The organism is Aquabacterium sp., from assembly GCF_049317225.1.
Classification (GTDB): domain Bacteria; phylum Pseudomonadota; class Gammaproteobacteria; order Burkholderiales; family Burkholderiaceae_C; genus Aquabacterium.
The window spans coordinates 1-16693 of sequence record NZ_JBMOIR010000024.1; the positions used below are offsets into that span (position 1 = coordinate 1).

Here is a 16693-nt window from a genome sequence, read left to right on the forward strand (position 1 = left end):
GATGAAGCTCGTAGGTTTGTGTGATGACTCGATGCTAGAAAGATCAGAGTCAAACCAGAACGAACGAAATCGCGTTTGCTTATGAATCGATTGCTTAACCTTGAGCAGCTGGCATGGAAATCGCCTAACCTTGAGGGGCGCACATCACTCTTCCTGTGCGCGCGGCCTTGTCAGTGGAGTGGTGAGCCATGTCTGAATCTGATTTTTCTCGGGACCCGGCATTGTTTGTTGGCACCAATGCAGAGTGGGACGCGCGTAAAGCAGCCGCGACACCAAGAGGGGTGGCTGTGGGGCAGGCGGTGTATGCCGCACGAGCAGCCAATGCTGAAATCTGGGATGTGGAGGGCAGGCGCTACATCGATTTCGGCAGCGGGATCGCGGTGCTCAACACTGGCCATCGACACCCCAAAGTTGTGGCCGCAGTGGAAGCCCAACTCAAGTGTTTCACTCACACCGCGTATCAGGTCACGCCTTACGCCTCGTATGTCGCGCTGGCCGAGTCAATCAACCAGTTGACACCGGGGGCGCATGCCAAAAAGACAGCGTTTTTCACGACCGGTGCGGAAGCCGTTGAAAACGCCATCAAGATTGCTCGGGCAGCAACGGGCCGTCCCGGCGTGATTGCCTTCAGCGGCGGTTTTCATGGGCGCACCTTCATGGGCATGGCCCTGACGGGCAAGGTGATGCCCTACAAGCGGGGATTCGGACCATTCCCCGGTGATGTCTATCACGCGCCCTATCCTTATCCCTTGCATGGGGTTTCGACGGCGGATGCCTTGAAGGCCGTGAAGGGACTGTTCAAGTCCGACATTGATCCACAGCGCGTGGCCGCATTCATCTTCGAGCCCGTTCAGGGGGAGGGCGGTTTTGTGCCCGCGCCCGCTGACTTTGTCCAAGGCTTGCGTGCGCTGGCCGATGAGCACGGCATCTTGTTGATTGCCGACGAGATCCAGACAGGCTTTGCGCGCACGGGACGCCTCTTTGCCCACGAGTCTTACGGTGTGCCGGTGGATTTGATGACCTTCGCCAAAAGCCTGGCGGGAGGCCTGCCGCTGTCGGGGGTCTGTGGTCGCGCTGACGTCATGGATGCGGCCGAGCCCGGAGGCTTGGGGGGCACCTATGCCGGCAATCCGCTGGCGGTGGCCGCCGCCCTCGCGGTCTTGCAGGTGATTGAAGACGAGAAGCTGGTGGCGCGTGCCGACTCGCTGGGACAAAAGCTCAAGGACGCGTTGCTCGCGCTGCGACCGGCCGTTCCCCAGATCGCGGAGGTGCGCGGCCCGGGCTCCATGGTGGCCGTCGAATTCATGCATCCGGAATCCGGAGAACCGGATGCCGCCTTCACCAAGCGGGTGCAGGGCGAGGCGCTGCAGCGTGGGCTGATGCTCTTGACGTGCGGCGTGTATGGCAATGTGATCCGGTTCTTGCATCCCTTGACCATTGAAGATGCCGTCTTTGACGAGGCGCTGGCGATCTTGGGTGCGTCATTGCTGGCGGCTGGCGCCAACTAACGAGAGGATCGTGACATGAGTATGTTGTCAGACCCCGCATTGATGCGTGATCGCGCGTGGCTGAACGGTGCTTGGGCTTGTGCGGACGATGGTGCTGTGCTGGCTGTGAGCAATCCGGCGACGGGAGAGGTGTTGTCCAGCGTTCCCAAAATGGGACGACCCGAAACCCTTCGTGCGATTGCAGCCGCCGAGGCGGCGTGGCCCGCCTGGCGGGCCCTGACGGCCAAAGCACGGTCGGCGCTGCTGATGAAGTGGTTCCACTTGATGCAGCAGCATGCAGAGGACTTGGCTGTGCTCATGACCTTGGAGCAAGGCAAGCCATTGTCGGAAGCGCGGGGCGAGGTGGCGTACGCCGCGTCGTTTGTGGAGTGGTTTGCCGAAGAAGCCAAACGCCTGTATGGCGAAACCATTCCCAGCCCCATGGCTGACCGGCGCTTGCTGGTGTGGCGTGAACCGATTGGCGTCTGTGCAGCGATCACCCCATGGAATTTTCCATTGGCGATGATCACCCGCAAGGTGGCACCGGCCTTGGCTGCGGGCAACCCCATTGTCGTGAAACCCGCAGAATCCACCCCGCTGTCCGCCTTGGCGCTGGCCGTACTGGCGGAGCGAGCTGGGATTCCTGGCGGTGTGTTCCAGGTCATTACCGGGGATCCGTGCGAGATCGGGGCGACCTTGACCAGCAGTCCCACCGTGCGCAAACTGAGCTTCACCGGCTCGACGGAAGTGGGCCGGCTGCTGTATGCCCAGTCGGCCCCCACCATCAAGAAGTTGTCGCTGGAATTGGGGGGCAATGCCCCGTTCATCGTGTTCGACGATGCCGACCTGGATGCCGCGGTGCAGGGCGCGATGGCCTCGAAATACCGTAACGCGGGGCAGACCTGCGTCTGCGCCAACCGCTTGTATGTGCATGACAAGGTGTATGACGCGTTCGTCAACAAACTGGTCGATGCAGTCAAGACGTTGAAGGTCGGGAACGGGCTGGAGGCTGGGGTCAGCCAAGGCCCGTTGATTGATCACGATGCCTTGTTGAAGGTGGAGGCGCACATCGCGGATGCCGTCACACGCGGTGCGCGACTGATGCTTGGCGGGCAGCGCTCGGCGCTGGGGCAGACGTTTTTTGAACCCACCGTGTTGGCCGATGTGCCCGCAGATGCCCGTGTGGCGCGAGAAGAAACATTTGGGCCTTTGGCGCCGGTGTTTCGCTTCCATTCGGATGACGAGGTCATTGCCATGGCCAACAACACGGAGTTTGGACTGGCCAGCTATTTTTACAGCCGGGATGTGGGCCGTATTTTCCGTGTGGCGGAAGCGCTGGAATATGGCATGGTGGGCGTCAACACCGGCCTCATCTCCAACGAGGTGGCGCCATTTGGCGGAGTGAAACAGTCGGGCCTGGGGCGAGAGGGGTCTCGGCATGGCATCGAGGACTACCTGTCCACCAAGTACGTGGCGCTCGCGGGCTTGTGATCGACGGGTTCTGAACTAGACTGCGCGCTTCGATTCATCCCTTTGCACTGTTTGCCCTGCCATGACTGACGCAGCTAAGCCCGAATTGCCCGACCATCTGTCGATTGACCCACGCAGCCCTCACCATGTGCGTGAAATTTTCCAATACGACATCGGTGTGCGTTTCAATGACAAAGACCGGTTCGACGTGGAAGAGTATTGCGTCAGCGAAGGCTGGGTCAAAGTGGCCGCCGGCAAGTCGATCGACCGCAAGGGGCGCCCACTGATGATCAAGCTCAAGGGCAAGGTCGAAGTTTTCTATCGTTGATCTCAGCCTGAAATCTTGCCGTGATCTAGCTGACAAACTGCAGCATTTCGGAAGGACAAGCGCACCTTGTCCTGTCCGTCGGCGTAACCTGAAGGTGTGTAGCAGTTTGTAACACCAAGGTGAGCAAGATTTCAGTTGATTTGGCATTGACCAACCAGGTCCGACACGATCAGGTTGAGTTGTTGTACCGCCAGTCGCCCACCGCGATATTGGGTAGTTTGTTCGCGGGCAGCGTTCTCAGTTACCTGCATTGGCTGTGGTGGCCCGAGGTCCACCGCGAGTTGATCTTGTCGTGGCTGGTCGCTGGCTTGCTGGCGACGTTGATTCGGTTTGGCGCGTTGGCCGCGTTTCGACATGCTTGGACGGCAGGGGCCTTTGATGCCTCCCGCTGGGTGCGCGTGTACGCTTGGACGCTCGCCATCTCCGCTTCGGTGTGGGGGTGCGGTGCCGTGGCCGTGGTGTCCGCCACCGACATGTTGTCCCAGGTGCTGACCGTGATGTTTGCCGTGGGGTTGGCCGGATGCGCCATCCCAACTTACGCCGCGCATCATCAAATCACCATGCTCGGGATGGGCATGGCCTTGTCTCCCATGTCTGTGTGGCTGTTGATGCAACCTCAGCCGCTGCAGAAAGTCGTGGGCGTTGCTTGCCTGATTTTTCTCGTGACGGCCTCGTTGGGTGCACGACGTTTGTCAGCCGCGCTGGTCGATGCGTTTCGTCTGACCCATGAGCTTGAGCGCGCCAATCGGCTGGCTGAAGCCGCCGCCATGACGGATGTGCTGACCGGTTTGAGTAACCGTCGGGCCTTTTTGGATCACGCAGAACAAATGCTGCGCTATGCCGTTCGACATCATCGCCCCATGTGCGCCATCATGATGGACATCGATTGGTTCAAGCGGGTCAATGACAGCTATGGCCATCGTGTGGGCGATGAGGTGCTGACACAGGTCGCCAGTGTGCTGACGGCGCGGGTGCGTGGCTCAGACATCTGCGGGCGAATTGGGGGCGAGGAGTTCGCCATGCTCTTACCGGATGCCTCGGTTCAGGACGCCTGCCGTTTGGCCGATGAAGTGCGAGCCAATGTTGAGCAGCTGAGCTTCACGGCGCCCGATGGCAGGACATTTTGTGTGACGGCGAGCTTTGGCGTCGGCGTCTTGCGCCCTTGGATGGGGGCGGACATTGGCATCTTGCTGCACAACGCCGACGAAGCGCTGTACCAAGCCAAAGCGGGTGGCCGCAATCGTGTGGAGGTGGCGTCACCCGCCTCACCCTGAGGGGCTCAGAGCACCTCCAGGGCGATGGCCGTGGCCTCTCCACCACCAATGCACAGTGAGGCAACGCCACGGCGCAGCCCGCGCTGCCGCAGTGCGCCCAGCAACGTCACCATGATGCGCGTACCGGATGCCCCGATGGGGTGGCCGAGTGCACAGGTACCACCGTTGACGTTGACGCGATCATGCGGCAGATGCAGATCGTGCATGGCGGCCATGGTGACCACGGCAAACGCCTCGTTGATTTCCCACAGTTCGACGTCGGTGGGTCGCCACCCGGTTTTGTCGAGGACCTTCTGAATGGCGCCGACAGGTGCGGTCGTGAACCAAGCGGGGGCCTGTGCGTGCGTGGCGTGTGCGTGAATCACGGCCAAAGGCTGATGCCCCAACTTGGCGGCCGTCGAGGCGCGCATCAGAATCAGTGCGGCGGCACCGTCCGAGATGGAGCTGGCGTTGGCCGCTGTCACCGTGCCATCTTTGGCGAAAGCCGGTGGCAGTGAGGCAATCTTGTCCAGGTTGACTCTTTGCGGCTGCTCATCGTGTTGGATCAGCGTGTCGCCTTTGCGTCCGCGTACCGTCACGGGGGCCAACTCCCATTGGAAGTGACCTTCCTTCTGCGCAGCCTGGGCACGCAGCGTGGAGGTGCAGGCATAGTCGTCCTGCGCCTCACGGCTGAAGCCGTAATGCCGGGCACAGTCTTCCGCAAAGGTGCCCATCAGCCGACCATTGGTGGCGGCACTGTAATGGTCTTCGAGACCGTCCATGAACATGTGGTCAATGACCTGTCCATGCCCCAAACGCTGGCCTCCGCGGGCTTTGGGTAGCAGGTAGGGGGCATTGCTCATGGACTCCATGCCACCGGCCAGTGCGACTTGCACGCTGTCTGACAGCAGCATGTCATGGGCCAACATCACCGACTTCATGCCCGATCCGCATACTTTGCTGACGGTGCTGCACGGTGTATGCAGCGAGAGCCCCGCGGTCAGCGCTGCTTGTCGGGCCGGCGCCTGACCAAGGCCTGCCGCGAGCACGCAACCCATCAGCACCTCATCGATCTGCTCTGGCGCGATGCCCGAGCGGGCGACCACCGCTTGAATGACTTGTGCACACAGCTCTGGGGCCGTCAATGGCGACAAGGCGCCTTGAAAGCCACCCATGGGGGTGCGGGCGGCGCTGACGATGACCACGGGGTCGGTGGTGAGGACGTGCTTCATGGGTACGACGATTCGGTGCGCTGTCGCCGGGTAGGTGGCAGCTGCGGATGAGGGGGGTAAGCCCACTATCGCAGCGGGATTCGCGGACGACAATCGGGGTTACGCACGAGAAATCGGCGTCAGCACAACAAAAAAGCCCACTTGCGGGCTGCAGGTGGGCTCAAGGTGTATGCGTCGTTTCGCGGGGCGATCAGGTGCGGCGGCGATCTTGCCAGCGCTGAACCGCGCCACCCACCAGCATGGCCGGCACGAACAGCCAGACCTCGGTGTTCCCCGTCAGCATGGATGACAAGGCCGGGCCGGGGCAGTAGCCTGTCAAGCCCCAGCCGATCCCGAACAGCGCGGCACCAGTGATGAGTCGGCGGTCAATGCGGGTGAGCTTGGGAAAGTGAAAGCTGTCACCCCATGCAGGCCCTTGGCGCTTCAGAATGAAGCGAAAACCCAGCAGCGTGACCATGACCGCTCCCCCCATGACAAAGGCCAGGCTGGGATCCCAGTCTCCTGCCATGTCCAGAAACGCTTGTACTTTCAGCGGGTTGGTCATTTGCGCCACGGCCAGTCCCAGCCCAAACAAGATGCCTGACAGCAGGCTGATGATGAGATGCATGAGAAGTCCTTGGTGTCAGAGGGGCAGCAGGTGACGGATCACCAGCACGGTGGTGGCGCCAGTGGCCATGAAAGTCAAGGTCGCTGCGAGTGAGCGCAACGACAACCGTCCCAGTCCGCATACACCGTGACCGCTGGTGCAGCCGTTACCCAAAGAGGTGCCGTAGCCAACCAGAAAGCCGCCAATGACCAGCCACGATGTGGGGTAGCCCACACGTGGATTGGCGGCATGGCCTGAGATCAGGAAGTACGCGGTGGTGCCGCCGATCATGCCCAGCAAAAACAGCAGGCGCCACAACCACGTGTCAGCGGCAGCGCGTTGACGCACGGCGTCGATCAGGTTGTGGGCGATGTTGCTGATGCCCGCCAGGCGGCCCGAGCCACCCAACAGCAGAACGGCGGAGGCGCCAATCAACAAGCCGCCCGCCAAGCCGGTCAACGGGGTGAATTCACTCATGAAAAGAACTCCAACAAAAACACAAACCGGCAGAGGCACTGTGCATCTGCCGGTTGAGCGAACCACGCCGGACTTAGAACTTCCAGCCGTACGCCACACCCAGCATATTTTCCTTCAGGTGGATGGACGCATCGCCGCCGCCAAAGCTGTTCGGGATGGCGCCTTGGCCGTTCACCGTCTTTTTGAAAGCATGACCAAAATAAGCGCTCCACTCTCCGTGCTGATCCGCTTTCCAGGTGAAACCGACGGTCACATGGTCTTGCACCACACCGGGTGCCAGGATGTTGAACAAGGTTTCCGACGATGGGATCGGCTGGCTGGCATGGCTGTAGCCGGCACGCAGGGTCAGTGCATCACTCCACTGATGCGCCACGCCCAATTTGTAGACGGTCACGTCCTTCCAGCCAAACCCTGGACCATTCGATGCGCCCAGTAACTGGCCTTGCTGAGTCAATTGAGTGATGCTGTTGCTGACAGACTTGGTGCCGCTCAGTTCGATGACTTGGTAATCCAGTGCCAGGGTCCACTGGCTTGTGGGCTGCCAGGCCAGACCCAGGCCATAGTTGGCTGGGATGTCAAAGCTGCCTTGCTCGGCGAACAGACCCTTGTACTTGTCGAATTGGCCGTTGATGGCCGACGACCACGTTGCACCGGCGCGCCAGCCCGGTGCGATTTCACCGATCCAGCCCAGACGGAGGCCTGCACCGACGGAGCTGTCCGTGCCACGGTCCGTGGTGTCCGTTGGAGACGAGGACACGCCAGCGAAGGGGACGATGCCCTTCATGGAAAAGCGCTGGTAGGCCACGTTGACGGCCGCGCCGATGACGTGATGTGCATCGAGCTTCCAGGCGGCGCTGGGCGTGATGAACAGCTGTTCCAGATTCATTTCGGTACGGCCTTGCACCCCGAAATTGGCAAATGGACTTTTGTCGTAAGACGTGTTCATGCCGCCGTTGCCATACAGGGCCAGCCCCAGGCTCAACTGCTTGTTGACTTGGCGGGTGTAGCCCAACTCCGGGATCAGGAACAGGTCACGGCCATCCGCGCTGTAGTGGCCATTCAGGCCCGCACCGTTGTTTTGGATGTCAGCGCCACGGCTGGGATTGAAGAGGTTGGCGCCTACATCTAGTCGGTTGCCGACGAAAGCCGTGCCAGCGGGGTTGGTGGCGGCTGTCAGTCCATCTACGGGCAGAGCAATGCCCACGCCCGCCATCGACTGTGACTGAACCCCGTAGCCGTGTGAGAAGTAGCCATTGGTGGCATGCGCCAGAGGCGAGAGCGCCATCAAGGTTGCGGCAGTGAACAGCGTCTGGCGTGTCGAGGCGAAGCGAGCGGTTTGGGACATGAACATCGTCCTTCTCATGTTGTGTGATCGGAATGGGCGAGACTGTACCGACGCGCTTCACAAACAAGAACGATTCTTTGGCTACTTCAATATGCGGAAATCGAATAAGAAAAGCCCTGACTTAGTCAGGGCTTCGTGCAGGCGCAGGCGTGAAATCAGGCTTGTGCCTGCGCTGCGGCGAGCAAGCACTCAGACAACTTGTCAAAGTGGCTCAGTGCTTCCTGTGTGAGTTCCACTTGCTTGCGGCGGGTGTCTTCCGTGTCGGCCAGCGTGATCCAGCCCTTTTCTCGCATGGATTTCAGGCGGTTATGCAAGGTGGCGGGGGAGCCCAGTTCACTGAAACCGATCAGATCGCGCACGCACAGGCGTGCTTTGACCATGTTGGTTTTGGCAACGACTTCCAGGATGCGCTCTTCCAAGGGGTCCAGTGGAACCAGAGGAGAGGATTGACCGCGCACGGCCTCAGCCAGCTTCAGAAAACGGAGGTAGATGTCGGCAGGGCGGGTCACAACAGCTCTTGATGTCAGGGTTCGGACCTGGCGGACAACTGATGCAGTGCTCGTTGTCTCTGTATGGTGTCCTATTTTATGACATCAAGCGCATGTGCCTGCCCCTTTGAAATGTGAGCAACACCATGTTTTCGGGAGGGTTGATGTTGCTTGTTTGCCACTAAGCATTGCATTTGAACCAATTTGGTGCGCAATTTGCCGCGGCGACGCAAGAAATGGAAAACGCCCGCCGGCGCTGGACAGTGCATGCGGGAGTTTCCGTCACGTGAAAAGCTTATGGCAGGCTGGGGTAGTCGGTGTAGCCGTGGGCGCCGACGCCCCCGTACAGGCCCACGTCCGAGAACAGTTCGTTCAGCGGTGCGTTTTCCTTCAGGCGACGGGGCAGGTCAGGGTTGCTGATGGTGGCGCGACCAAAGGAGATCAGGTCGGCGCGACCTTCACGGATCGCGGCATCGGCCATGGCCTTGTCGTAGCCGTTGTTGAGCATCCAGACGCCACTGTAGAGCTTGCGCAGGGCCTCGTAGTCAAACGGTGCGTTGTCGCGCGGACCGCCTGTGAAGCCCTCGACGATGTGGAGGTACACAGGGTGCAGCTTTTCGAGTTCGCTCACAACGTACTCGAACAGGGGTTGAGGATTGCTCTCGCTCGAATCGTTGACGGGCGAGACGGGCGACAGGCGGATGCCGACGCGGTCGGCGCCAATCTCGCCGGTCACAGCGGCCATCACTTCCAACAGAAAGCGGGCACGGTTTTCAATGCTGCCGCCATATTGATCGGTGCGCTTGTTCGAGCCATCGCGCAAGAAGGCGTCGATCAGGTAACCGTGGGCACCGTGGATTTCCACGCCGTCAAAGCCAGCCTCGATGGCGTTGCGAGCAGCCGTACGGAAGTCGTTGACCACGCCGGCGATTTCAGAGGTTTCGAGCGCACGGGGCACCGAGGTGTCCACCATGCCTTGGCCGGCCACGTAGGTCTTGGCCTTGGCTGCGATGGCCGATGGTGCCACTGGCGCCAGGCCACCTGGTTGATAGGCCGAGTGCGACATGCGACCGGTGTGCCACAGTTGCACGAAGATCTTGCCGCCCTTGGCGTGAACCGCATCGGTCACCTTGCGCCACGCTGCCACTTGCTCGGGCGTGTGCAAGCCGGGCGTGCTGGGGTAGCCTTGGGCGGTCGCCGACACCTGGGTGGCCTCAGCGATGATCAGCCCCATGGAGGCGCGTTGCTCGTAGTACTCGACCACCAGTGCGCCGGGCACATTGCCCGCTTCCGCGCGACTGCGGGTCAGGGGGGCCATCACGATGCGATTGGCCAGTTCGATGGGGCCCAGTTGGAAGGGCTGGAACAGGTCCGGTGTGGACGCAGTGTTTGCGTTGCTCATGTGTGATCGTCTCCAGTTGAGCGTGGCGGGAAAAGGTGGGATGAGGTCAGGGCCGCAACAATTGCTTGAGCAGCAGGTTGACGGTGTCGTCGAGCGCTTGAACCGAGTGCTCGACTTTCATGCGAAGCAGGGCGCCCTCCCAGGCATCCCAGCAGAACGTGGACAGCGTGAGTGCGTCGATGTCGCGGCGGACGGCGCCTTCGTCCTGTGCTCGGCGCAGCAACGTGGCCAGCCGTGCGCGCCAGTCCGCCATTGATGCCTTGAGCACATCGCGACACAGCGGGCTGGATTCAGCGACTTCTGCTGCGAAGTTGCCGACCAGGCAGCCCTGGCACTGCGTCTGGGCGTGGTGCGCAATGAAGCGCGCAAAGATGTGCTGGATGGCGGGTAGTGCTTCGGTGGGCGCCGAGGCCAGGCACTGGTCCCACGCGTCGTTCACCCAGCCGGTGTAGTGACGGATGATGGCCGCTGCAAACGCCTCTTTGCTGTCGAAGTGGTTGTAGAACGAACCCTTGGGCACCCCGGCCTGATCCGCAATGTGTTGGATGCCCGTGGCGTTGTAACCGTCGCGGGTAAACAGTTGGTAGCCGGCCTCTGTGAGGCGGCGCGGGATGTCGGTCTTGTCGGCGGTACGAGCCATGTGATGTTCTCCGTCTGGAAATAATATGACCAGTCGTCTTAAATCGCAAGTGGGGAGTGTTGCGGACTGGCAAAGCGATCATTTGCAGGCGCAGGGCTTGCGTTGACACAGTTTCACAGGATGGATTCCGTCCTATCCTTGTCATGAGAGGTGTTCACGATGGACACCCTGTCTTGACTTCACGGATTGCCATGTCATCTACCCTGTCCAATCAGACTTTCGACCAGATTGCAGTGGGGGCTTCCTGCACTGTTGAGCACACCGTGACCCGCGATGAGGTCAACCTGATGTCTCTGGTGTCCGGTGACGCGGGGGCGTACGGTGGTTCGGAGTCACCCGGCGATCCTCGCTGCGAAGGCGTGAGTGCCGAGGCCCTGATCCATGGCGTTCTCAAGCGACGCTTGCCGGGGCCGGGTACGGTGATCCTGGCGCATGACCTGCGCTACAGCGGCAACGCGCGTGTGGGGGATGTGCTGCAGGCCACCGTGACGGTGCGCGACAAGCAGGCCCCAGACCGCATGGTGTTTGACTGTGCTGTGCGCGGCAAGGCCGGCCCTTTGCTCGAAGGCACGATCACGGTGCAGGCGCCCACCCATTTGCAAACGGTGGATCAGACCGAGGCGCCCAGCGTCATCTTGCGTCGCAACGACGTTTTTGGCCGCCTGTTTCATGAGTGCGAGCAATTGCCGCCGGTCAGTTGTGCGGTGGTCCATCCGTGCGACAAGGAATCGTTGGCGGGTGCGCTGGAAGCCGCGCAGCATGGCTTGATCGAGCCGATCCTGGTCGGCCCGAAGGCCAAGATCCTGTCTGTGGCGCAAGCCGGTGGCTGGGACGTGTCGCCGTATCGACTGGTGGACACCGAGCACAGCCATGAGGCGGCCGAAGCGGCTGTGGCCATGGCGCGCTCGGGTGAAGTGCAGGCGCTCATGAAGGGCAGTCTGCATACCGATGAACTGATGGGGGCCGTGGTGCCCTCGCGTACGGGCTTGCGTACCGGTCGCCGCATCAGCCACGTCTTCGTGATGGATGTGCCCGCTTACCCGCGCATGCTGCTGGTGACGGATGCAGCCATCAACATCGCACCCACCATTGAAGACAAGGTGGACATCGTCCAGAACGCCATCGAGTTGGCGCACGTGTTGGGCGTGCCGCAACCCAAGGTGGCCATCTTGGCGGCGGTCGAAACGGTCAACCCGACGATGTCGGCCACCATTGACGCGGCCATGTTGTGCAAGATGGCCGACCGCGGGCAGATCACCGGCGGCATCATCGATGGCCCGCTGGCGTTCGACAACGCCATCAGCCAGGAAGCGGCGCGCACCAAGCACATCGAGTCGCCGGTAGCAGGGCTGGCTGACATCCTCGTGGTGCCCAACATCGAGGCCGGCAACATGGTGGCCAAGCAGTTGCAGTATTTCGCGGGTGCCGACAGTGCCGGCATTGTGCTGGGCACGCGTGTGCCCATCGTGCTGACCAGTCGGGCGGACTCGGTGCGGATGCGTCTTGCCTCGGCGGCCGTGCTCAAGCTGCTGGCGCACGCACGGTCGCGTGACGGCGGGGAGTGAGCACCATGACCGACGCCATTGCTGTGCTCAATGCGGGCTCATCGAGCCTGAAGTTTTCGCTGTTCACCGCCCGCATCTTTCGGGACCTGTTTCACGGGCAGTTTGAGGGGCTGGGGGGCGCACCCCATCTGGTGGTGAAAAACCGCGCCGGCGAGGTCGTGCTGGAGCGCCGTTGGGATGACGGTGCCCACTTTGATCACGAGGCGGCGCTGGCCCACCTCATGGAGGTCTTGCCGGCCTTTTTGCATCGCATCAAGGTGGTGGCGGTGGGGCATCGCATCGTGCATGGCGGTGTGGCGTTCCACGAACCGGTGGTGCTGACGCCTGATGTGGTGGACGACTTGGCCAAGCTCATTCCGCTGGCCCCTTTGCATCAGCCTCACAACCTGGCGCCCGTGCGTGCCTTGATGAAGCTGGCACCCGATGTGCCGCAGGTGGGCTGTTTCGACACGGCCTTCCATGCCACCAACCCGTCTGTGTCTCAGCGCTTTGCCCTGCCGCGCGAGTTGCACGACGCCGGAGTACAGCGCTATGGTTTCCATGGGCTGTCGTACGAGTTCATTGCCTCACGCTTGCCGCATGTCGATCGCCATGCCGCCAAGGGGCGCACGGTGGTCTTGCATCTGGGCAATGGCTCCAGCATGTGCGGCATCGAGGCGGGGCGCAGCGTTGCCAGCACCATGGGCTTCACGGCACTGGATGGCTTGATGATGGGCACCCGATGCGGAGCCATCGACCCGGGCGTGCTGATCTGGTTGATGGATGAGCGCGGCCTGAACGCCCGACAAATCGAGTCCCTGCTTTACAAGCAGTCCGGTCTGCTGGGAGTGTCGGGCTTGTCATCCGACATGCGCAGCCTGTTGGCGAGCGACCACCCACATGCCCGCGAAGCGGTGGATCTGTATCTGTACCGCATCCGTCGTGAACTGGGCTCGCTGGCGGCTGCATTGGGCGGGCTGGATGCCTTGGTCTTCACCGCCGGCATCGGCGAACATGCGGCCGTGTTGCGCGCTCGCGTGTGCCGCGATGCCGCGTGGTTGGGGGTCGAGCTGGACGAGCAAGCCAACGACGACCGGCCGCTGGAGGCCGGTCAGGCCCATTGCATCAGCAAGCCGGGCAGCCGTGTCACCGTGTGGGTGATTCCCACCAACGAAGAGCTGATGATTGCCCGGCATGCCCGCGAACGGGTGCCGGACTTCCGACAAAAGGGGAGTGAACGTCTCATGCATGCCTCCTGAGCGTGCAGTGACCCTCCCCCGGGTCTACAATCAAAGGTTCGATAAGCGCTGCACGGGCGGCGCACTCCCGGAAAGGATTCCCTCATGTCGATGGACGATCGCGACGGCAAAATCTGGATGGACGGCAAGATGGTGGAATGGCGCGATGCCAAGATCCACGTGCTGACCCACACACTGCACTATGGCTGCGGCGCCTTTGAAGGCGTACGTGCCTACAACACCGTCAACGGTCCGGCCATCTTCCGCCTGAAGGAACACACCGAGCGCCTGTTCAACAGCGCCAAGATCCTGCGCATGCCCATGCCCTTCACCATGGAAGAGGTCATGCAGGCTCAGCTGGATGTGGTCAAGGCCAACAACCTCGAAAGCTGCTACCTGCGTCCGCTGGTGTGGCTGGGTTCTGAAAAGATGGGTGTGAGCCCCAAGGGCGCCAAGGTGCACCTGATGGTGGCCGCCTGGGCTTGGGGTGCTTACCTGGGCGAAGAAGGCCTGAAGCGCGGCATCCGCGTCAAGACCTCCAGCTTCACGCGCCACCACGTCAACATCACGATGACGCAGGCCAAGTCGGTGAGCAACTACACCAACTCCATCCTGGCCAACCTCGAAGCCACCGAAGACGGTTACGACGAAGCCATGTTGCTGGATACCGCGGGCTTCGTGTCCGAAGGTGCGGGTGAGAACCTGTTCATCATCAAGGACGGCAAGCTGTTCACGCCCGACCTGTCGGCCGGCGCCCTCAACGGCATCACCCGCAACACCATTTTCGCGATCTGCCAGGACCTGGGCCTGGAGATCAAGGAAAAGCGCATCACGCGCGACGAGGTGTACATCTGTGACGAAGCCTTCTTCACCGGTACGGCTGCCGAAGTGACCCCGATTCGCGAACTGGACCGCATCCAGATCGGTATCGGCTCGCGCGGTCCCATCACCGAGAAGATCCAGAACGCCTTCTTCGACATCGTCAACGGCCGCAACCCCAAGTACGCTGGCTGGCTGACCAAGGTCTGATTCACAAGGACATCAACCATGAGCACGAACGCACAAACTCCCAAGGCTGTGGTGGAACTCTCCGCTGCTGACCTGCAGGGCCCTGGCGTGGTGGCTTGCCCCATGCCCGGTCAGGCCGCATGGAACAAGCACCCCCGTGTCTTCATCAACGTGGCGGGTCATGGCGAAGGCGCCTGCCCGTACTGCGGTACGGTGTACAAGCTCAAGGCCGGTGAAAAGGTCCACGCACACTGATGTGCGTGAAGGCGGCTCGACTGCCTGAGTGATGAAATCAAGCCCGGCCCTCGTGCCGGGCTTTGTCGTTTGACGTGTTGGATTGAGCGCATGATGACTGCCGCATACCCTGCGACCCTGGATAACGTGACCACGCTGGCAGAGCTGTTGTCATGGCGTGCCAGCCAAACCCCCAAGGGCGAGGCTTACCGCCAGTACAACGCCCAGACTCAGCGCTGGGACAGCCTGACCTGGGCGCAGGCGCAAGAGCGCGTGGCGCATTGGGCGCGCGCGCTGGACGCCATGCAACTGGACCGTGGCGCACGGGTGGCTATCTTGCTGCCCAATGGGCTGGATGCCATGAGCATCGATCAGGCTTGTTTGAACCGTGCGTGCACGCCGGTGCCCTTGCACGCCATCGACAATCCGGCTAGCGTGGCCTACATCCTCGCCGACAGTGCCGTGTCGCTGCTGGTGGTGCAGACCTATGCACAGTGGCAGGCCATTGAAGGGGTGGGGACACCCTTGCCCGCTTTGCGCGCCGTGGTGTTGACGGATGATGTGCTGCCGACGCAGGCACCATCTCAGCCGGCCCTGATGCGTCTGCAGGACTGGTTGGCGGGCGGTGATGCGGTCACCGCTGCCGTGAAGGTGACACCGCCGGTGCCAGAAGATCTGGCAGCCATCGTTTACACGTCGGGTACCACGGGCAAGCCCAAGGGGGTGATGCTGAGTCACCGCAATGTGCTGTCCAACGTCAAAGGCGTGTTGAGCCAGGTGCGGCCCGTGCCGGAGGATGTGTTCTTGTCTTTCCTGCCGCTGTCCCACACGTTTGAGCGCACCGCTGGCTACTACTTGCCCATGGCTGCAGGGTCTTGTGTGGTGTACGCACGCTCGGTGGCCTTGCTGGGGGAGGATCTCAAGTCTGTCCGTCCCACCGTGTTGATTTCGGTGCCACGCATTTACGAGCGAGTGTTTGCCAAAGTGCAAGAGACACTGGCTGGCGCAAGCCTGAAGGCTCGCATGTTTGCGTGGGCGCAAGAGGTGGGCTGGCGGCGCTTCTGCCGCGCGCAAGGTCTGCCCGTGGAGGATGCCAAGTGGTCTTGGTGCGATGCGCTTGTCTGGCCCTTCTTGCAATCGAAGGTGGCGCAACCTCTGCTGAATCAGTTTGGCGGTCGACTGCGTGTGGCCGTGAGTGGCGGCGCGCCCTTGTCGTCGGTGCTGGCACGTTGTTTCATCGGGCTGGGCATGCCGTTGGTGCAGGGCTATGGCATGACCGAAACCTCGCCCATCGTGGCCTGCAACCGCCCGGACGACAACGACCCGACCACCGTGGGCAAGACCCTGCCGGGTGTCGAGGTGCGCATTGGCGAGAACCGCGAACTGCAGGTGCGTGGCCCTTCCGTCATGCAGGGCTACCTGAACCGCCCGGAGGACACGGCCAAGATCCTGTCCTCCGACGGATGGTTGGGTACGGGGGATCAGGCTTCGGTCGACCCGGTCACGGGCCGCATCCGGATCCTGGGGCGCATCAAGGAAATCATCGTCACTTCGACAGGTGAGAAGGTCCCGCCTGGCGACCTCGAGCTGGCGCTGACGGCCGATCCGCTGTTTGCGCAGGCCTTTGTCGTCGGTGAGCAGAAGCCCTTCATCGCGGCGGTGGTGGTGCTCAACCCGGTCGAGTGGGGGCGTCTGGCCAGCAGCCTGGGGCTGGTGGCCGATGCGCCGGCCAGTCTCGTGGCGCCGCAAGCCGTGGCTGCCGCGCTGGCGCGCATCAAGGCCGCGGCCGCAGGCTTCCCGCATTACGCGGTGCCTCGCGCGGTGTGCCTGAGCACCGATCCGTGGACCATTGAAAACACCATGATGACGCCGACCCTCAAGCTCAAGCGCAACAACCTGATGGTGCGCTTCGCCGCTGAGATCGAGCGCATGTATCAACGCTGAAGCGGCCCCTACAATCG

16 protein-coding genes are annotated in these 16693 nt (G+C 61.8%); 9 read left to right on the forward strand and 7 right to left on the reverse strand.

Annotation, left to right across the window (positions count from 1 at the left end; translation table 11 throughout):
- Positions 1-188 precede the first annotated feature (188 nt).
- From gabT to ACOYNB_RS12800, 4 genes are all read left to right on the forward strand, one after another.
- Complete coding sequence (gene gabT, locus ACOYNB_RS12785; RefSeq protein ID WP_422839409.1) at positions 189-1508, forward strand: 4-aminobutyrate--2-oxoglutarate transaminase; 1320 nt, start codon at positions 189-191, stop codon at positions 1506-1508.
- 15 nt (positions 1509-1523) lie between these two features.
- On the forward strand, positions 1524-2978 hold the full coding sequence (locus tag ACOYNB_RS12790) for an NAD-dependent succinate-semialdehyde dehydrogenase (RefSeq protein WP_422839410.1): 1455 nt from the start codon (positions 1524-1526) through the stop codon (positions 2976-2978).
- Positions 2979-3039: 61 nt separating this feature from the next.
- Positions 3040-3285 carry a DUF3297 family protein gene (locus ACOYNB_RS12795; protein WP_422839411.1) on the forward strand — a complete coding sequence of 82 codons (246 nt, stop codon included), beginning with the start codon at positions 3040-3042 and terminating at the stop codon, positions 3283-3285.
- A 140-nt stretch (positions 3286-3425) separates the two neighbouring features.
- The gene (locus tag ACOYNB_RS12800) at positions 3426-4559 is read left to right on the forward strand and encodes a diguanylate cyclase (RefSeq protein ID WP_422839412.1); all 1134 of its coding nucleotides are present in this window, start codon (positions 3426-3428) and stop codon (positions 4557-4559) included.
- A gap of 5 nt (positions 4560-4564) precedes the next feature.
- Here the strand turns inward: ACOYNB_RS12800 and ACOYNB_RS12805 are convergent, their stop codons facing one another.
- The 7 genes from ACOYNB_RS12805 to ACOYNB_RS12835 form a co-directional block, all read right to left on the reverse strand.
- Positions 4565-5770 (reverse strand): acetyl-CoA C-acyltransferase, encoded by a 1206-nt coding sequence (locus tag ACOYNB_RS12805; RefSeq protein ID WP_422839413.1) that lies wholly within the window; start codon positions 5768-5770, stop codon positions 4565-4567.
- Positions 5771-5960: 190 nt separating this feature from the next.
- Entirely contained in the window at positions 5961-6377 is a 417-nt protein-coding gene (locus ACOYNB_RS12810) for a DUF6691 family protein (protein WP_422839414.1), read from the reverse strand.
- Positions 6378-6392: 15 nt separating this feature from the next.
- Positions 6393-6833, reverse strand: a complete 441-nt coding sequence (locus ACOYNB_RS12815; RefSeq protein WP_422839415.1) for a YeeE/YedE family protein — start codon at positions 6831-6833, stop codon at positions 6393-6395.
- 73 nt (positions 6834-6906) lie between these two features.
- The gene (locus tag ACOYNB_RS12820; protein WP_422839416.1) at positions 6907-8178 is read right to left on the reverse strand and encodes an OmpP1/FadL family transporter; all 1272 of its coding nucleotides are present in this window, start codon (positions 8176-8178) and stop codon (positions 6907-6909) included.
- A 155-nt stretch (positions 8179-8333) separates the two neighbouring features.
- Positions 8334-8687 carry a winged helix-turn-helix domain-containing protein gene (locus ACOYNB_RS12825; RefSeq protein WP_420816599.1) on the reverse strand — a complete coding sequence of 118 codons (354 nt, stop codon included), beginning with the start codon at positions 8685-8687 and terminating at the stop codon, positions 8334-8336.
- Between the two features lie 274 nt (positions 8688-8961).
- Entirely contained in the window at positions 8962-10068 is a 1107-nt protein-coding gene (locus tag ACOYNB_RS12830; RefSeq protein WP_422839417.1) for an alkene reductase, read from the reverse strand.
- A 46-nt stretch (positions 10069-10114) separates the two neighbouring features.
- Positions 10115-10708, reverse strand: coding sequence for a TetR family transcriptional regulator C-terminal domain-containing protein (locus ACOYNB_RS12835; protein ID WP_422839418.1), 594 nt, complete (start codon positions 10706-10708; stop codon positions 10115-10117).
- 191 nt (positions 10709-10899) lie between these two features.
- On the opposite strand from ACOYNB_RS12835, the gene ACOYNB_RS12840 reads away from it, so the two are divergent.
- The 5 genes from ACOYNB_RS12840 (at position 10900) to ACOYNB_RS12860 (ending at position 16676) form a co-directional block, all read left to right on the forward strand.
- Positions 10900-12273 (forward strand): bifunctional enoyl-CoA hydratase/phosphate acetyltransferase, encoded by a 1374-nt coding sequence (locus ACOYNB_RS12840; protein WP_422839419.1) that lies wholly within the window; start codon positions 10900-10902, stop codon positions 12271-12273.
- 5 nt (positions 12274-12278) lie between these two features.
- Complete coding sequence (locus ACOYNB_RS12845; protein ID WP_422839420.1) at positions 12279-13511, forward strand: acetate/propionate family kinase; 1233 nt, start codon at positions 12279-12281, stop codon at positions 13509-13511.
- A gap of 84 nt (positions 13512-13595) precedes the next feature.
- Positions 13596-14519: a branched-chain amino acid transaminase gene (locus ACOYNB_RS12850; RefSeq protein ID WP_374256171.1), complete on the forward strand. Its 924-nt coding sequence runs from the start codon at positions 13596-13598 to the stop codon at positions 14517-14519.
- A gap of 18 nt (positions 14520-14537) precedes the next feature.
- Complete coding sequence (locus tag ACOYNB_RS12855) at positions 14538-14753, forward strand: zinc-finger domain-containing protein (RefSeq protein ID WP_374256170.1); 216 nt, start codon at positions 14538-14540, stop codon at positions 14751-14753.
- A gap of 93 nt (positions 14754-14846) precedes the next feature.
- Entirely contained in the window at positions 14847-16676 is a 1830-nt protein-coding gene (locus tag ACOYNB_RS12860; RefSeq protein WP_422839442.1) for an AMP-dependent synthetase/ligase, read from the forward strand.
- The last annotated feature ends 17 nt before the right edge of the window (positions 16677-16693 follow it).

Bases quoted from the DNA above. Each gene is read 5' to 3' on its own strand.
- ACOYNB_RS12795 (WP_422839411.1), top strand. From the start codon at position 3,040: ATGACTGACGCAGCTAAGCCCGAATTGCCCGACCATCTGTCGATTGAC.
- ACOYNB_RS12810 (WP_422839414.1), bottom strand. From the start codon at position 6,377: ATGCATCTCATCATCAGCCTGCTGTCAGGCATCTTGTTTGGGCTGGGA.
- ACOYNB_RS12805 (WP_422839413.1), bottom strand. From the start codon at position 5,770: ATGAAGCACGTCCTCACCACCGACCCCGTGGTCATCGTCAGCGCCGCC.
- ACOYNB_RS12815 (WP_422839415.1), bottom strand. From the start codon at position 6,833: ATGAGTGAATTCACCCCGTTGACCGGCTTGGCGGGCGGCTTGTTGATT.
- gabT (WP_422839409.1), top strand. From the start codon at position 189: ATGTCTGAATCTGATTTTTCTCGGGACCCGGCATTGTTTGTTGGCACC.
- ACOYNB_RS12830 (WP_422839417.1), bottom strand. From the start codon at position 10,068: ATGAGCAACGCAAACACTGCGTCCACACCGGACCTGTTCCAGCCCTTC.
- ACOYNB_RS12835 (WP_422839418.1), bottom strand. From the start codon at position 10,708: ATGGCTCGTACCGCCGACAAGACCGACATCCCGCGCCGCCTCACAGAG.
- ACOYNB_RS12790 (WP_422839410.1), top strand. From the start codon at position 1,524: ATGAGTATGTTGTCAGACCCCGCATTGATGCGTGATCGCGCGTGGCTG.
- ACOYNB_RS12840 (WP_422839419.1), top strand. From the start codon at position 10,900: ATGTCATCTACCCTGTCCAATCAGACTTTCGACCAGATTGCAGTGGGG.
- ACOYNB_RS12845 (WP_422839420.1), top strand. From the start codon at position 12,279: ATGACCGACGCCATTGCTGTGCTCAATGCGGGCTCATCGAGCCTGAAG.
- ACOYNB_RS12850 (WP_374256171.1), top strand. From the start codon at position 13,596: ATGTCGATGGACGATCGCGACGGCAAAATCTGGATGGACGGCAAGATG.
- ACOYNB_RS12820 (WP_422839416.1), bottom strand. From the start codon at position 8,178: ATGTCCCAAACCGCTCGCTTCGCCTCGACACGCCAGACGCTGTTCACT.
- ACOYNB_RS12855 (WP_374256170.1), top strand. From the start codon at position 14,538: ATGAGCACGAACGCACAAACTCCCAAGGCTGTGGTGGAACTCTCCGCT.
- ACOYNB_RS12860 (WP_422839442.1), top strand. From the start codon at position 14,847: ATGACTGCCGCATACCCTGCGACCCTGGATAACGTGACCACGCTGGCA.